13 protein-coding genes are annotated in these 16,736 nt (G+C 60.1%); 9 read left to right on the forward strand and 4 right to left on the reverse strand.

Annotated features, from left to right (window positions below; genetic code table 11):
* The first annotated feature begins 8 nt into the window (after positions 1–8).
* The 8 genes from nuoN to dnaE all read left to right on the forward strand — a co-directional run bounded on the left by nuoN (position 9) and on the right by dnaE (position 12,362).
* Positions 9–1,451, forward strand: a complete 1,443-nt coding sequence (gene nuoN, locus BLW69_RS11350) for an NADH-quinone oxidoreductase subunit NuoN (protein WP_092661992.1) — start codon at positions 9–11, stop codon at positions 1,449–1,451.
* Between the two features lie 2 nt (positions 1,452–1,453).
* Entirely contained in the window at positions 1,454–2,224 is a 771-nt protein-coding gene (locus BLW69_RS11355; protein ID WP_092661994.1) for a biotin--[acetyl-CoA-carboxylase] ligase, read from the forward strand.
* A gap of 8 nt (positions 2,225–2,232) precedes the next feature.
* Positions 2,233–3,900: a ribonuclease J gene (locus tag BLW69_RS11360; RefSeq protein ID WP_062580016.1), complete on the forward strand. Its 1,668-nt coding sequence runs from the start codon at positions 2,233–2,235 to the stop codon at positions 3,898–3,900.
* A gap of 218 nt (positions 3,901–4,118) precedes the next feature.
* On the forward strand, positions 4,119–4,388 hold the full coding sequence (locus BLW69_RS11365; RefSeq protein WP_092661996.1) for a DUF1467 family protein: 270 nt from the start codon (positions 4,119–4,121) through the stop codon (positions 4,386–4,388).
* Positions 4,389–4,919: 531 nt separating this feature from the next.
* Positions 4,920–6,242, forward strand: coding sequence for a proline--tRNA ligase (proS, locus tag BLW69_RS11370; RefSeq protein ID WP_062580021.1), 1,323 nt, complete (start codon positions 4,920–4,922; stop codon positions 6,240–6,242).
* A gap of 109 nt (positions 6,243–6,351) precedes the next feature.
* Positions 6,352–7,659 (forward strand): lipoprotein-releasing ABC transporter permease subunit, encoded by a 1,308-nt coding sequence (locus BLW69_RS11375; RefSeq protein WP_062453221.1) that lies wholly within the window; start codon positions 6,352–6,354, stop codon positions 7,657–7,659.
* A 6-nt stretch (positions 7,660–7,665) separates the two neighbouring features.
* A complete protein-coding gene (locus BLW69_RS11380) occupies positions 7,666–8,355 on the forward strand; it encodes an ABC transporter ATP-binding protein (RefSeq protein ID WP_062453220.1) in 690 nt (229 codons plus the stop codon).
* Between the two features lie 515 nt (positions 8,356–8,870).
* Positions 8,871–12,362: a DNA polymerase III subunit alpha gene (dnaE, locus tag BLW69_RS11385; RefSeq protein ID WP_092661998.1), complete on the forward strand. Its 3,492-nt coding sequence runs from the start codon at positions 8,871–8,873 to the stop codon at positions 12,360–12,362.
* Positions 12,363–12,384: 22 nt separating this feature from the next.
* On the opposite strand, the gene BLW69_RS11390 is transcribed toward dnaE, so the two are convergent.
* The 4 genes from BLW69_RS11390 to BLW69_RS11405 form a co-directional block, all read right to left on the reverse strand.
* Entirely contained in the window at positions 12,385–13,749 is a 1,365-nt protein-coding gene (locus tag BLW69_RS11390) for a L,D-transpeptidase family protein (protein ID WP_092662000.1), read from the reverse strand.
* 118 nt (positions 13,750–13,867) lie between these two features.
* Complete coding sequence (locus BLW69_RS11395; RefSeq protein ID WP_092662002.1) at positions 13,868–15,160, reverse strand: DNA polymerase IV; 1,293 nt, start codon at positions 15,158–15,160, stop codon at positions 13,868–13,870.
* An 80-nt stretch (positions 15,161–15,240) separates the two neighbouring features.
* Positions 15,241–15,921: a hypothetical protein gene (locus BLW69_RS11400; RefSeq protein ID WP_092662004.1), complete on the reverse strand. Its 681-nt coding sequence runs from the start codon at positions 15,919–15,921 to the stop codon at positions 15,241–15,243.
* A gap of 1 nt (position 15,922) precedes the next feature.
* Positions 15,923–16,231, reverse strand: a complete 309-nt coding sequence (locus tag BLW69_RS11405; RefSeq protein WP_062453216.1) for a DUF3572 domain-containing protein — start codon at positions 16,229–16,231, stop codon at positions 15,923–15,925.
* Between the two features lie 133 nt (positions 16,232–16,364).
* On the opposite strand from BLW69_RS11405, the gene BLW69_RS11410 reads away from it, so the two are divergent.
* Entirely contained in the window at positions 16,365–16,736 is a 372-nt protein-coding gene (locus BLW69_RS11410; protein WP_062453215.1) for a response regulator, read from the forward strand.

Consider the following 16,736-nt stretch of genomic DNA (forward strand, 5'->3'; position numbering starts at 1 on the left):
AACTGGACATGACCGCTGAACTCTTGAGCCAAAGCCTGCGTCTGGCCCTGCCGGAAGTCATCCTGGCCGTAGGCGCGCTCGCCCTTCTGATGATTGGCGTCTTCTCCGGCGAGAAATCCGCTCCGCTGGTCACCGGTCTTGCGATCGCCCTTCTGGCGGTCGTAGGCGCCATGCTGATCTTCATGACCGGCGACGGCCAGGCCTTTGGCGGCGCCTTCGTATCGGATACGTTCGCCCGCTTCATGAAGATCCTGGCACTGATCGGATCGATCACCGCCATGGTCATGTCGATGGGACAGGCCAAGGCGCTGGAACTCGACAAGTTCGAATTCCCGGTTCTCCTGGTTCTCGCGACGCTCGGCATGATGGTGCTGATCTCGGCCAACGACCTGCTCGCCTTCTATCTCGGCCTCGAGCTGATGTCGTTGGCGCTCTATGTTGTCGCTGCCTTCAGCCGCGACAACCTCCGCTCCACGGAAGCGGGCCTCAAGTACTTCGTCCTCGGCGCCCTGTCGTCGGGCATGATGCTCTACGGCATGTCGCTGGTCTACGGCTTCACCGGCAATACCGGCTTTGACGAAATCGCTACCGTTCTGTCGTCTGAAGAGCGCGGCCTCGGCCTCATCTTCGGCATGGTCTTCATCCTCGCCGGCGCCTGCTTCAAGATCTCTGCCGTGCCGTTCCACATGTGGACGCCGGACGTATATGAAGGTGCACCGACACCGGTGACGGCCTTCTTCGCGTCGGCGCCCAAGGTTGCGGCCATGGCAATCCTCGTCCGCGTCGTTTCGGAAGCCTTCCTGCCGATCCTCGCTGACTGGCGCCAGATCATCGTCTTTGTGGCGATCGCATCGATGCTGCTGGGTTCCTTCGCGGCCATCGGTCAGAAGAACATCAAGCGCCTGATGGCGTATTCCTCGATCGGCCATATGGGCTACGCTCTGGTCGGCCTTTCTGCCGGCACGGAAACCGGCGTCTCCGGCGTCGTCCTCTACATGACCATCTACATGGTGATGACGCTCGGCACCTTTGCCTGCATCATGGCGATGCGCCGCGAAGACGGTACCTACGTCGAAACCGTCGAAGATCTCGCAGGTCTTTCCTCGACCAAGCCTTTCATGGCGCTGGTGCTGACGGCGCTGATGTTCTCGATGGCCGGCATTCCGCCGCTCGCGGGCTTCTTTGCCAAGTACTTCGTCTTCGTCGCGGCCATAGAAGCAAAGCTCTATGCGCTCGCAATCATCGGCGTGCTGTCTTCGGTTGTCGGCGCCTATTACTACCTGCGCATCGTCAAGCTGATGTGGTTCGATGAGCCGAAGGGTCAGTTCGCCCGCGTCTCCGGCGAACTGCGTCTGATCTTCGGTCTGTCCGGCCTGTTCGTGGTCGCCTATGTGCTGATCGGTGGACCGATCGGCTCGGCCGCCAGCGCTGCGGCGAAGTCGTTCTTCTGAGGATGACGTTGAGGGGCCGAAGCCTGTCGCTCGATGCGTTTCGTCACGAAGCCCTGAACGAGGTCGGCTCCACCAACACAGAATGCCTCGCCCGCGCCCGTGCGGGCGAAGCCGGTTTGTTGTGGTTGACCGCCAGCCGCCAGACAGACGGCCGTGGTCGCCGCGGCCGCGCCTGGACGTCAGAGCCCGGCAATCTCTATGCCTCGCTGCTGCTGATCGATCCGGCGCCACCAGAGCGCCTCTCGTCGCTCCCGCTTGCTGTCGCTGTCGCTGTTCACGCCGCCCTGCGGGCCGTTCTTCCCACCGGTGGAGAGCCGCTCGAGGTCAAATGGCCGAACGATATCCTGATCGGCCGCAAGAAAACCTGCGGTATCCTCATTGAAAGCGAAGCGCTTCCGGGCGGCCACCGTGCGCTCGTGATTGGCATCGGCATCAATATTCGCCACATGCCCGATAGCGCACCCTACGGTGTCACACGTCTCCACGACCAAGGGTCTTCTGCGTCGCCAGAGGATGTCTTCGCACATCTTTTCAGGGAGATGGCGACAGTTCTGGAGGAATGGGACGAGGGTCGGGGTATTACCACAGTCGTCGACAGATGGCGCCGCGTCGCATGCGGAATTGGTGAGAAAATTACGGTAAATCTACCTGAGCGCTCGCTAAACGGCACATTCGCAGGTATCGATGACACTGGATTTCTGCTGCTTGATACCGGCCATGGCTCTTTGATGCCGATCGCAGCAGGCGATGTATTTTTTGCAAGAACGGAATAACAATAAAAATGGCTAAACAGGACGAACTGGTGTTCCTGCCGCTTGGCGGCGTGGGTGAGATCGGCATGAACCTCGCTCTCTACGGCTACGGAACGCCGGACAAGCGGCAGTGGATCATGGTCGATTGCGGCGTCACTTTTCCAGGTCCGGACCTGCCGGGCGTGGATCTTGTCCTACCCGATATCCGGTTTCTGACGGCCCAGAAGAAAAACATCAAGGCGATGATCATCACGCACGCGCATGAGGATCATTACGGCGCCATGAATGATCTGTGGCCCGGCCTGAACGTGCCGGTCTACGCTTCGCCATTCACGGCCGGCATGCTGGAAGCAAAGCGGAATTACGAAGGCACGCGCGCCGAAATCCCGATCACCATCTTCAAGGCTGGCGATCGTATCAATGTCGGCCCGTTCGAGATCGAAGCCGTCGGCGTCAACCACTCGATCCCAGAGCCGATGTCGCTGGTCATCCGCACACCGCTCGGCAACGTCGTCCATACCGGCGACTGGAAGATCGACCATGCGCCGTCGCTCGGGCCCCTGACCGACGAGAACCGTTTCCGCGCGATCGGCGACGAGGGTGTACTCGCACTGATGTGCGACAGCACCAATGCGTTGCGCGAAGGCGTTTCCCCCTCCGAAGAAGAAGTGTCGGAAGGCCTGCGCCAGGTCATTCAAAACGCCGCGGGCAGGGTGGCGATCACCACCTTCTCGTCGAATGTCGGCCGTATCCGCTCTATCGCTGAAGCTGCAGACGCCGCCGGCCGCGAAGTGCTGCTGCTCGGCTCGTCGCTCAAGCGCGTCGTTGCCGTTGCCCGCGACCTCGGCATCATGGAAGGCATCAAGCCCTTCATCTCCGAAGACGAGTTCGGCTATATCCCGCGCGACAAGGTCGTGGTCATCCTGACGGGCAGCCAGGGCGAATCGCGCGCAGCGCTTGCCAAGATCTCGCGCGACGAGATGCGCAACGTTGCCTTCGCAGCTGGCGATACGGTCGTGTTCTCCTCGCGTACCATTCCGGGCAACGAGAAGCCGATCATCGAGATCAAGAACGCGCTGATCGAACAGGGCATCAAGATCATCACCGACTCGGATGCGCTGGTGCATGTTTCCGGCCACCCGCGTCGCAATGAACTTCTGAAGATGTACGAGTGGACGAGACCGGAGATCCTCGTGCCTGTTCACGGCGAGGCAGCCCATCTTACCGCCCAGGCAGCGCTTGGCGCCACCGCCGGCATCAAAAACATACCGCGTGTTCGCAACGGCAATATCCTGCGTCTCGCACCAGGTCCGGCCCAGGTCATCGACGATGCGCCCCATGGCCGCGTCTTCAAGGACGGCAAGCTGATCGGCGACTTCGAGGAAATGGGCATCGGCGACCGCCGCAAGCTCTCCTTTGCCGGTCACGTCTCGGTCAACGTGCTGCTCGACAGCCGCTTCGACTTCCTGAGCGATCCCGACGTCGTTGCCTTCGGCATGCCGGAGGTCGACTATGAGGGCGAGGACATGGAGGACACGCTTTATGACGCGGTTCTCAATGCGATCGAAAGCATCCCGCGCGCCCGCCGCAAGGATCTCGACATGCTGCGCGAAGCCGTGCGTCGCTCCGTCCGCTCCGCGGCCAACCTGGCCTGGGGCAAGAAGCCGGTCGTGACGGTGTTCGTCTCCAAAGTCTAAGGCGCCGTCGCCAAACCAAGTCTGCCCACGGCCTCCGACACCTTCTCCTCGCTGTAAGCGTCAAGAGGGTTCGGGGCCGGGCAGATGTGTTAGCATTTCAGCATGTTGGCTGCGTCTGCGGAATCAATCTCGCAGAGCTTGGCCGGACGGGAAATATCGAACCTCGTCCTTTGCGCCCGGCATCCCCTGTTCTATAGGTAGTGCGGAGGAGACACATCATGCCACTGCTGACCGTCGTTGCGATCTATTTTATTCTCTGGTGGACGGTTCTGTTCGCCGTCCTGCCGCTTGGCTATCGCAGTCAGCAGGATGATGGGGAAGTGATGATCGGGACGGTTGAAAGTGCGCCCGTTCGATTCCGCGGAGGCAGGGTCATCTTGTTGACGACCGTGATCTCGGCGGCGCTCTACCTCACCTACCATCTCGCCTCCACCTATTTCGGCTTCGGGATCGACAGCATTCCCAACTTCATGCCGACATTTGAGTAGGGCGCTGCCGGCGGACGTGTCATCCGGCTGTCATTTTCTTCAGGCATAGCAGCGACGAAATGCAGCTTTCGTTCTGGATTTCTGCAGAAGCGGCCCGGCCTGTGAGCAGGCCAAAAAAAAACAAGGCGGTTAAGCCTTGTTTTTCAGTTTCGCGTGATACTCATTCCGTTGCCGGGGCTGCGACGAGCGCGCCAGAGATCTGATCCTCCCAAGACTTGACCGCGAACTGGCAAGAATTTGAACTCCTTGCCTCTTTTGTGAGCTGAACCTAGCCCAACGAATGTGCTTTGTCACTCGATTTTTTTGCATTTTTGACACAGTTTGGCAAAAATTTCCCGTGGACGAATTTGTCGCAGGGCTTGTCATCAAACCGTTGAGCTTCAGCCGCTGCAAGCGCAATCTGCTGTGTCGCAGCGCGCGCTACGGGTTCCATTTGCGCCCCCGAACGGCTATGTACGCCGTCAAAGTTTAAACCAAGAAACGGCCGATTCCCTTGTTATCTGGGGAACGCCTCGGAAACCGGAAACGTCCATGCGTCTGTCCCGCTATTTTATGCCCATCCTGAAGGAAAACCCCAAGGAAGCGGAAATTGTCTCGCACCGGCTGATGCTGCGTGCGGGCATGATCCGTCAGCAGAGCCAAGGCATCTATTCCTGGCTGCCGCTTGGCAAGCGCGTGCTGGACAAGGTCAACAAGATCGTCCGCGAGGAACAGAACCGGGCTGGCGCCGTCGAACTGATGATGCCGACGCTGCAGTCGGCCGAGCTGTGGCAGGAAAGCGGTCGCTACGACGCCTACGGTAAGGAAATGCTGCGCATCAAGGACCGCCAGGAGCGGCCGATGCTCTACGGACCGACCAACGAGGAAATGATCACGGATATCTTCCGGTCCTACGTCAAGTCCTACAAGAGCTTGCCGCTCAACCTCTACCATATCCAGCTGAAGTTCCGCGACGAGATCCGCCCGCGTTTCGGCACCATGCGCTCGCGCGAATTCCTGATGAAGGATGCCTATTCCTTCGATTTGAACAAGGAAGACGCCGTCCACTCTTATAACAAGATGTTTGCGGCCTATCTGCGCACCTTCGATCGTTTGGGACTGCGCGCCATTCCTATGCGTGCCGATACCGGCCCGATCGGCGGCAACCACAGCCACGAGTTCATCATCCTTGCCGAAACCGGTGAGTCGGAAGTGTTCTCGCACCGCGACTTCGTCAATTTCGACATTCCCGGCGAAGATACCGATTTCGACGATGTCGCCGGCATGCAGGCGATCTTTGACAAGTGGACATCGGTCTACGCCGCGACGTCCGAAATGCACGACGAATCGGCCTTCGATCAGATCCCGGATGCCGATCGCCTCTCTGCCCGCGGCATCGAAGTCGGCCATATCTTCTATTTCGGCACGAAATATTCCGAGCCGATGGGCGCAAAGGTGCAGGGCCCTGATGGCAAGGAACATCTTGTCCACATGGGATCCTACGGCATCGGGCCGACACGCCTTGTTCCCGCCATCATCGAAGCATCGCATGACGATAACGGAATCATCTGGCCGGCATCCGTTGCGCCGTTCGATGTCGTGGTGATCAACATGAAGCCCGGTGACGAGGCATGCGATCGTCTGTCGGAAGATCTCTATGTAAAGCTCAACAAGGCCGGCAAGGACGTGCTGCTTGACGATACCGACGAACGCGCCGGCACCAAGTTCGCGACAGCGGATCTGATCGGTGTTCCGGTACAGATAATCGTCGGTCCGCGCTCCGCCGCCAACGGCGAGGTCGAGGTCAAGGACCGCAAGTCCGCAGCCCGTGACGTCATGACGCTCGAAGCGGCGCTCAACCGCGTCGCCGGATGATCGGACACCGACGTCTCGCCGGGCCAGTCTGACGACAGGCTAGGCAGGCATATATCTGATACAGCAGCGCGGGAAGCCTCCCGCGCGCTCCATGTGTAAGGAAGCGTGAATGGCGAGCATCGCGACGAGTGGTGAACCAGAGAAGGTCGACAAGTCTCCGCGGGCTGGCGCTTTCTCGTCGTTCGAGCGAATGGTCGCCTGGCGCTACCTGCGCTCGCGCCGCAAGGAAGCCTTCATCTCGGTCATCGCGGGCTTTTCTTTCGTCGGCATCATGCTCGGCGTCGCCACCCTGATCATCGTTATGGCGGTCATGAACGGTTTCCGCACCGAACTGATTTCCCGCATTCTCGGAATCAACGGCCATATGGTGATCCAGCCGATCGACCAGCCGTTCACCGACTACGCGGAACTGACCAAGAAATTCGCTGCCGTTCCCGGCGTCAAGATGGCCCTGCCGCTTGTCGAGGGACAGACGCTGGCATCCGGCAAGGGTGGCGCCGGTTCCGGCGCTCTTGTGCGCGGCGTACGGCCGGAAGACCTTGAGAAGGTCACGGAAGTTGCTGGTAATATCAAGCAGGGCGATATCGTCGGCTTTGCGTCGGGGCAGGGCGTTCTTGTCGGCTCCAGGCTTGCCTCGCAGCTCGGCATTTCGGCCGGCGACCAGATCACGCTGATTTCGCCCGAAGGCGACGTGACACCGATGGGTGTCAATCCGCGCGTTAAATCCTATCCAGTGTCCGGCGTTTTCGAGATCGGCATGTCGGAATACGACGCGACGATCATCTACATGCCGCTTGAGGAATCGCAGCTCTATTTCAATGCCGAAGGGCTGGTGCAGTCGATCGAACTGTTCATCGATCACCCCGACAATGTCGAGGACATGCGTCCGCTGGTGGAGCAGGCTGCCGGTCGCCAGATTTTCATCACCGACTGGCGTCAGCGCAACCAGACCTTCTTCTCGGCGCTTCAGGTTGAACGCAACGTGATGTTCATGATCCTGACGCTGATCGTGCTGGTCGCGGCACTCAACATCATCTCCGGCCTGATCATGCTGGTGAAGGACAAGGGCTCCGATATCGCAATCCTGCGCACGATGGGCGCGAGTTCCGGCGCCATCATGCGGATCTTCTTCATGACGGGTGCTGCTATCGGCATCGTTGGCACGTTTGCCGGCGTCGCGCTCGGCGTTATCGTCTGCCTCAACATCGAATCGATCCGACAGTTCTTTTCTTGGGTCTCGGGCACCATCCTCTTTGATCCGGAGCTCTATTTCCTCAGCCAGCTTCCGGCCGAAATGAGTTTTGGCGAGACCTTCTCGGTCGTCATCATGGCGCTGGTCCTGTCCTTCTTCGCCACCATTTTCCCGGCATGGAGAGCCTCGAAGCTCGATCCTGTCCAGGCCCTCCGATACGAATAGGTCTCCATGGCTGTCCCGCGTAAAACCGTCCTCAATCTCTCAGGCGTCGAACGTCACTACGGCCAGGGGGAGACGAGCCTGTCGATCCTCAACGGGGCAGACTTCTCGCTCGTGAGCGGCGAGATCGTGGCGCTCGTCGCCCCGTCCGGTACCGGCAAATCGACGCTCTTGCATCTGGCAGGCCTGCTTGAACATCCGGACGCTGGCGATGTGACGATCGGCGGTCGGGCCTGCAACGGTTTGTCGGATGAAGAGCGCACCTCGATCCGTCGCTCCGACATCGGCTTCGTTTACCAGTTTCACCATCTGCTGCCGGAATTCACGGCGATCGAGAACATCATGATGCCGCAGCTGATTGGCGGCCTTTCGAAGGGGGAAGCGCGCGAACGCGCGGGCCAGCTTCTCGATTACATGCGAATCGGTCATCGCGGCGAACACCGCCCGTCGGAACTGTCTGGTGGTGAACAGCAGCGCGTGGCGATTGCCCGTGCGGTGGCCAACGCGCCCCGCCTTTTGCTGGCCGACGAACCCACCGGCAATCTCGACCCGAAGACGGCATCCTACGTGTTCGAAGCGCTGGAGGCGCTGGTGCGCCAGTCAGGGCTTGCTGCACTGATTGCCACCCACAATCATGATCTCGCTGCCCGCATGGATCGTCGCGTCACGATCGAGGGCGGCAAAGTCGTCGAGTTCTAGCGAACGCACTGATCCCCAAAGCGTGCCCCTAATCCGATAGTGTCCATCGTCACATCCTCGAAGGGGCGTGCGATGGACACTGCTGCCATGGAATGACGTCACGTCAGCGATCCGCAGCGATGGCTGGCGTTTGGCTGCCGACCGCTTGCGTTGGCCGGCAACGGCATGGGCCTATGGAGCGCTGGTTACCTCCAGCCAGCAAGCAGAATTAACCATCGGTCAGAAACTTCTATTCCCGTTTTGTTCTACTATTGACGTTGGCACGAAAAGAGAACAAAGTGCCAACATAAACGAACACGGGAGACGACGATGACTGACCTTCTTCGTGATATTGCCGCATTCGCCTCCATTGCAACTTTCGTTGCCAGCTTGTCGATGATCATGCTGGTGATGTGAGCCGGTCCGTGCTCGCCCAGCCGGCGGGCGCAAGCCGAAAGAGGTTGAGAAGACCATTCTTGACTCGACTCTGAAGCCTTCGCGCCGGACAATGACCCGATTCAAGGAATGGGTATCAGATGGCGGACGCAGCGACTTTACAATCGGAATCGGAGGATTTGGGAGCGACGCCACAGTTCGTGCATCTGCGCGTCCATTCCGCCTATTCGCTTCTGGAAGGTGCGCTGCCGCTCAAGAAAATCCTCTCCAAGGCCATCGCGGACAATCAGCCCGCGATCGCCGTCACCGATACCAACAATCTCTTCGTCGCGCTGGAATTCGCCCAAAAATCCATCGGTGATGGCATTCAGCCGATCATCGGTTGCCAGCTGTCGATTGACATGGAGGATCAGCCAGACGAGCGCCGCAACGGCCATTTGGCGAAGCTGCCGGCAATCGTTGTGCTTGCCGCCAATGCCAAGGGATACGAGCGGCTGGTGGATCTCGTCAGCCGTGCCTATCTCGATGGAGAAGGGCAGGCGGCAACGCATATCTGCCGCGCCTGGCTCGAAGATGGCGGCACCGAAGGACTGATCGCGCTGACAGGTGCTGCCGGTGGCCCTGTCGACATGGCAATGAAGGATGGCAACACCGTACTCGCAAAGGCGCGCCTCCTGTCATTGAAGCAGGCCTTTGGCGATCGTCTGTATATTGAACTGCAGCGTCACGGCACTTACGACCGCCGTCATGAGCAGCGGATGATCGATCTTGCCTACGACCAGGATGTGCCGCTGGTCGCGACCAATGAGGCCTTCTTCCCGGGCAAGTCCGATTACGACGCTCATGATGCCCTGATGGCCGTCGCGCACAATGCGATCGTATCCGACGATACCCGTTTCCGTTTGACGCCCGACCATTACCTGAAGAGCCGTGCCGAAATGGCAAAGCTGTTCGCCGATCTGCCGGAAGCGCTCGAAAACACGGTCGAGATCGCCAAGCGCTGCTCGTTCATCCTGAAGACCCGCAGCCCGATCCTACCGCGCTTCACCGGCGCCACCGATGATCCGGCAGAAGCGGAGCGCGCCGAAACGGCGGAGCTGCGCCGTCAGTCGGTCGAAGGCCTCGAGAACCGGATGGCCGAACTCGGTATCACCGCCGGCTTCACCGAGCAGGATTATCGCGAACGGCTCGATTTCGAGCTCGGCGTCATCGAGAAGATGAAGTTCCCGGGCTACTTCCTGATCGTTGCCGACTTCATCAAATGGGCAAAGCTGCAGAACATCCCGGTCGGTCCGGGCCGCGGTTCCGGTGCAGGCTCGCTGGTTGCCTATGCGCTGACGATCACCGACGTCGATCCGCTGCGCTTCTCGCTGCTGTTCGAACGCTTCCTCAATCCCGACCGCGTCTCGATGCCCGACTTCGACATCGACTTCTGCCAGGATCGCCGCGAAGAAGTGATCCGCTACGTTCAGCGCAAATATGGCCGCGAGCAGGTAGCGCAGATCATCACCTTCGGTTCGCTACAGGCCCGCGCAGCACTGCGCGACGTCGGCCGCGTTCTCGAAATGCCCTATGGCCAGGTCGATCGCATCTGCAAACTGGTGCCCAACAACCCGGCCAATCCGACCACCTTGGCAAAGGCGATCGAGGAAGAGCCGAAGTTTCAGGAAGAGGTCGACAAGGAGCCGGTCGTTGGCCGTCTTCTCGATATCGCCCAGAAGATCGAAGGTCTCTACCGCCACGCCTCGACCCACGCCGCCGGTATCGTCATCGGTGACCGCCCGCTGTCGAAGCTGGTGCCGATGTACCGCGATCCGCGCTCCGACATGCCGGTCACCCAGTTCAACATGAAATGGGTCGAGCAGGCGGGTCTGGTAAAGTTCGACTTTCTCGGCCTGAAGACGCTGACGGTTCTGAAGACCGCGGTCGAATTCTGCAAGAAGCGCGATATCGTCGTGGATCTCGCCAAGATCCCGCTCGATGACGAACTGACCTACCAGATGCTGTCGCGCGGCGAGACCGTCGGCGTGTTCCAGGTAGAAAGCGCCGGCATGCGCAAGGCGCTGATCGGCATGAAACCGGACTGTATCGAGGACATTATTGCGCTGGTGGCGCTCTATCGCCCGGGTCCGATGGAAAACATCCCGACCTACAATGCCCGCAAGCACGGCGAGGAAGAAATCGAATCGGTCCATCCGTCGATCGATTATCTGCTCAAGGAAACCCAGGGCGTCATCGTCTACCAGGAACAGGTGATGCAGATCGCCCAGGTCCTGTCGGGCTATTCGCTCGGCGAAGCCGACCTTCTGCGGCGCGCCATGGGCAAGAAGATCAAGGCCGAGATGGACCAGCAGAGCGAGCGCTTTGTCAGTGGCGCCATCAAGAACGGCGTGTCGAAGCCACAGGCGAAGAACATCTTCGAACTGCTGGCGAAGTTCGCCAACTACGGCTTCAACAAGTCGCATGCCGCCGCCTACGCCATCGTCTCCTACCAGACGGCCTATATGAAGGCGCATTACCCGGTCGAGTTCCTCGCCGCGTCGATGACCTACGATATGGCGAACACCGAAAAGCTGAACGATTTCCGCGAAGACGCGGGACGGCTCGGCATCAAGGTCATTCCGCCATCGGTCCAGACCTCGTTCCGCCGCTTCGAGACGGGCGACAACCGCATCTATTACGCGCTCGCTGCCATCAAGGGCGTCGGCGAAAACGCCGTCGATCACATCGTCGAGGTCCGAGGCGACACGCCCTTTGCTTCGATCGAGGATTTCTGCCTGCGCATCGACCCGAAGCAGATCAACCGCCGCGTCTTCGAAAGCCTCAACGCTGCCGGCGCCTTCGATTGCTTCGGCTTCGATCGGGCGCAGCTCAGCGCCGGGATGGACCGCGTCATCGGCTATGCCCAGCGCGCCCAGGAGGAGAAGGTCTCCGGCCAGTCCGATTTCTTCGGCTCGGGCGCGGCCAGTGGTCCGGAAAAACTGGTTCTTCCGACCTTCAATCCGTGGATGCCGTCGGAAATGCTGATGCGCGAGTATCAGGTGCTCGGCTTCTACCTGTCGGCCCATCCGCTCGATACCTACGGTGCGGTGCTCGACAAGATGCGCGTCCAGACCTTCGCGGACTTCTCGACGGCAGTGAGGGCCGGCGCCACGGCGGGTCGGCTTGCCGGGACCGTCACCGGTCGCCAGGAACGCAAGACGCGCACCGGCAACAAGATGGGCATCGTCATGTTTTCCGATTCCACCGGTCAGTTCGAGGCGGTGCTGTTTTCCGAAGCGTTGGCCCAATACCGCGATCTGCTGGAGCCCGGAAAATCGCTTGTCATCACCGTTCAGGCCGACGAGCGTCCGGAAGGCATTGGCCTGCGGATCCAGACGGTGCAGTCGTTGGAGGAACAGTCGGTCCGCATGCAGAAGGCGCTGCGGGTTTTCGTGCGCGACTCAGGGCCGCTGAAGACGGTCGCCCGGCATCTTAATGCCCGCGGCGATGGCCTCGTCTCGTTTATCGTCATCAAGGATGATGGCAAGCGCGAGATCGAGGTAGAACTGACGGAACGGTATCGCATCTCGCCGGAAATCGCCGCCGCGTTGAAGGCTGCGCCCGGTGTGCTGGATGTGGAACTGGTCTAACCGACCGTGGTCGGCGTTGGCCTCAGTAGAGGCCGACGCCGCCTTGGTAACGGATGACACTCCGCTTGGCGCGCGGCTCGGCGGCAGGCGTTGAGCCAATATCCTGAACTGCCACCATCTCGGTTTTCGACGACTTGGTCAGCGTGACGAAATCGGTGCCCTTGCCGGTCTCCGGTCCAAGCGATTCGTCGTTGATCGTGACCGACGTCCCATCCGCCATCAGCGTCTCGATCCGGTCGCGCACGTCCTGCGAAATCTCGATCCGGTCGAGTGCGGCTTTCGCGGCACCCGGCAGTTTCGCATCGGCCGCCACGGTGATCCCCAGCCGCTTCATCGTCGCATCGGACAGCACGTTCGGCAACGTCACCGCGTGCCAATCGGCTGATTCGATCGAGCGATCGATCTTGTCGACAGTGAAGAGATGCGTGCCGAGGGCCACTTCCGGCGCCTTGATGCCGACAGGGGCCTCAAACAGCGGTTCGAAATTCTGCCGCACCATGATCTGGCCGGCGGGTGGCTTCGGCTGGCCGGCAGAGGCGTAGAGCGCGTCGATGAACTCGCCGCTTATCATCGGGCCCGTCTGCTTCAGGCCTTTCCAGCGCTTGAAGCCGGCAACGGCGCTGCGAGTCAGCGGTCCGACATAGCCGTCGGAGCCGCCGGTCTCAAAGCCCATTTCTTCCAGCAACTTCTGGGCGTCCATCAGCGTCTCGCGGTCGGTACGCCGCGTGATCAGGATGCGCAGCGCGTGCGTCTGCGCTTCCTCGAGATCATCAGGCTGCGTCGGAAGAGCATCCGTGGCGCGGTTCGGATTGGCCGGCGCGACATTCATCGCCACTTCCACCGGCTTCTTCGGCGAGGCCTTGATCGATGCGGTGCGAAGATCGACATCGGTCATCAGCGCGCCGGCAGGCAAAGGCTTGCGCGGCGAGAACAGCACGACGTCCTCGATGCGCTGCGGCACCACGTCCGCATCGGTCACGATCACATGCGCACCACGCTCGGTCAGGCCGTAAAGCTTGGTCGCAAAACCGCTCGGCAGGCGCACGCAGCCGTGCGACGCCGGATAGTTCGGAACGTTGCCCTCGTGCAGCGCGATACCTGACCAGGTGATTCGCTGCATGAACGGCATCGGTGCATTCGAATAGATGTTCGACTCGTGGTATTTCCGCTTCTCAAGGATGGAGAAGATGCCGGTCGGCGTATCGTGCCCGGCCTTGCCGCTCGATATCCGCGACCTGGCGACCACGGTCTCGCCCTCGTAGACGGTCAGCGATTGCCTGTCCTTGGAAACGATGATCTGCAGGGGAACACTGTCCGCTGCAAACGCTGGAGGCGACAGCATCGTCGCGGACATCAGACAGAACCCCAAAACCAGGCGACGCATCATGCTAAACCTCATACGCAAAACTTGAGCCGCATTTTAACGAGCGAGGTTTAACGAAGGTTTGCATCCGCGCTGATCTCGTCACGTTTAGCAGGAAAAATTTAATCACGTTTGATTGAAACTATCGGTCGCGGCGCTTGTCGCCAAACGTATAGCCGGTCTCGACGGCCGCAGCTCCGAACTTCTCACGCAGCTTGTCCATGGCCGCTTCCGCAGCCGCCCGGCGTCCGGCCTGAACATCCACGAGATCCGGCGGATCTGCACGGGCAGGGTCGGTCAGATCGGTGACGCCGATCCCAAGCAGGCGAAATTTTGTACCGTCCGTCTCCCGCTCCAGCATTGAGATACCGGTGCGGAAGATCCGGTCGGCAAGCTGGGTCGGGTCTTCCAGCCGCTTGTTGCGGGTACGGCTTTTGAAATCCGCGGTCTTCAATTTCAACACCACCGTCTGGCCTGCAATGTCCTCGCTCTTCAGTCGTTTAGACACCTTCTCCGAAAGCCGGCGCATGATCGGGACCAGGTCGTCGTGGCGGGAGATGTCGTCGAAGAACGTGGTCTCGGCCGACACGCTTTTCGCCGGGTCGTTGAGATGCACCTCGCGGTCGTCGATACCGCGAGACAAACGATAGAGGCGCTGGCCCATCGCGCCGTAGCGGCGCATCAGGTCGGCCTCTTCCATCACTTGCAACTGGCCGATGGTGCGGATGCCGTCCGCTTCCAGAGTCGCATTGAAGGCCCGGCCGACGCCCCATATCGTCGTGACCGGCCGGGTTGCCAGAAATTCCACGGCTTCCGCGCGACCGATCACCGAAAAACCCCGCGGCTTTTCGAGGTCGGAAGCGACCTTGGCGAGGAACTTGCAGTAGGAGAGCCCGACGGAAATACTGATGCCAATCTCGGATTCGACGCGTTTTGCGAGCTTTGCGAGAATGCGGCTGGGCTGATCGTGGTGCAGACGCTGGGTGCCTGCCAGTTCCAGAAACGCCTCGTCGATCGAGATCGGCTGCACCAGCGGCGTCAGATCCATCATCATCTGCCGCACCTGTCGGCCGGCAGTGACGTATTTCTCCATGTTCGGCTTGATGACGACCGCATCCGGGCAGAGTTCGAGCGCCTTGAACATCGGCATTGCCGACCGGACGCCGCTGATGCGGGCGATGTAGCAGGCGGTCGACACCACGCCGCGCTTGCCGCCGCCGATGATCACCGGCTTGTCGGCCAGGCTCGGGTCGTCGCGTTTCTCGATGGTGGCGTAAAAGGCATCGCAGTCGATATGGGCAAGCGTCAGGTCATGAAGTTCGCGATGATACACCAGCCGTGGACTGCCGCAGGCGCGACATCGTCGCACCTCTGCCTTCTGCTCGGCAAAGCAGTCTCGACAGAAGCCGGGCTTGTGATTTGGTACGACTGTCATCGGCGGAACAAAGGTTGAACATTCCGACAATAGGCCGTAAGCTGCAACCTCTCAAGAGTAGAACGCACATCCTTCAACCACTATTTTGCGGTTCGATGATGCGGGATTTGGGACAGGATGTAGGCGTCGATCATCTCTGCGGCATGCGGCCAGTCTGTGGCCCGGACGATCGGTTGATCAGGCTTCGGAGCAAGCTGGTGCAGAGGACTGTCCGGCATCATGTGGATCAGCAGGCAGTTCTCGACGTGGTCGCGGACCGAATGCAGGTTGTGGGCCATGTCATCGATAAAGACCGAGGGAAGGGGGCGCGCGGCATGGATCATCTGCATGACAGGGCCTTTCTTCTCCTCCGTCGCGACGAGAGGGAAGGTGAGGTCGAGCCGGTCGAGAAGCCGGCGACGCTGTTCCTGATAGCGTGGCGGCATGGCAGTGAGGAAGATGACGTCTGCAGCCTTACCGATCGCCTTAAGGGTCTCGATCGAAAGCGCAGAGGGCGTCTGCCAGTCTTCTTGGCGGTCGAAGAACGCGCCGATCAGGCGTTTGACGTCCGCTTCCTCGATAGGGACCTGCGTTTCGACCGAAACGATATTGCCGGTGAGGCGGAAGGAGCGCGGCAGCAGCTCCAGCCCCTCTGCCTTGATGAACTCGGTGAAAGGTGCCGCGAAGTCCAGAACGACGTCATCGACGTCGCATACGACCAGCGGGCGGTCGCCCAGTTGGACATGGGAGAAATCGAGGGCAACGCCGGAAGAGTTCTCCATCTCAGTAGTCGCCCGAATCGAGTGCAGGCTTGGAATAATAGTGTGACGCTGCGGCAACCGTTTCCGGTCTCGTGTTCGTCGCTTCGCAAAATGCCATCAGCGTTGGCTCGTGGCTCATCAGAAAATCGATCATGCCGCCCAGAAAGCCCGGATCGTCGATCACAGAACGAAGTTGGCCGGGCTGGAGACCGGAAAGCGCCAGAAACCGGGAGAACATGTCAGGCTCGTCCGCAAGCCAGCTGAGGATTGCGCCGGCCGTCTCTTCGGGGGCTGCGGCGGGTGCCTTGTTATTCAACGGATCGAACCTCATCGCCTGCTCAAGTTACCTATTTCTCAACCAAATGCCCTTAACGTGTGCCGCTAGTGGCTTAAAGAATCTCGTGTTCGGAAAGCTTATAGACTGAAAGCACGCTTGCAAGGCGCGATTTAAGGAACGGATCGACATGCCCAAACGGGTCATGATTGTCGAAGACAACGAGCTGAACATGAAGCTCTTCCGCGATTTGATCGAAGCGTCCGGCTACGAGACGATCCAGACGCGCAATGGCATGGAGGCGTTGGATCTTGCCCGCCGTCACCGTCCGGATCTGATCCTGATGGATATCCAGCTGCCCGAAGTATCGGGTCTGGAAGTGACCAAGTGGCTGAAGGAAGACGACGAACTGCACGTCATACCGGTCATCGCCGTCACCGCATTCGCGATGAAGGGCGACGAGGAACGAATCCGACAGGGCGGGTGCGAAGCCTATGTTTCGAAGCCCATCTCGGTGCCGAAGTTCATCGAGACCATCAAGACGTATCTTGGCGACGCGTAA

It is taken from the genome of Rhizobium sp. NFR12, from assembly GCF_900108545.1.
GTDB lineage: Bacteria > Pseudomonadota > Alphaproteobacteria > Rhizobiales > Rhizobiaceae > Neorhizobium > Neorhizobium soli.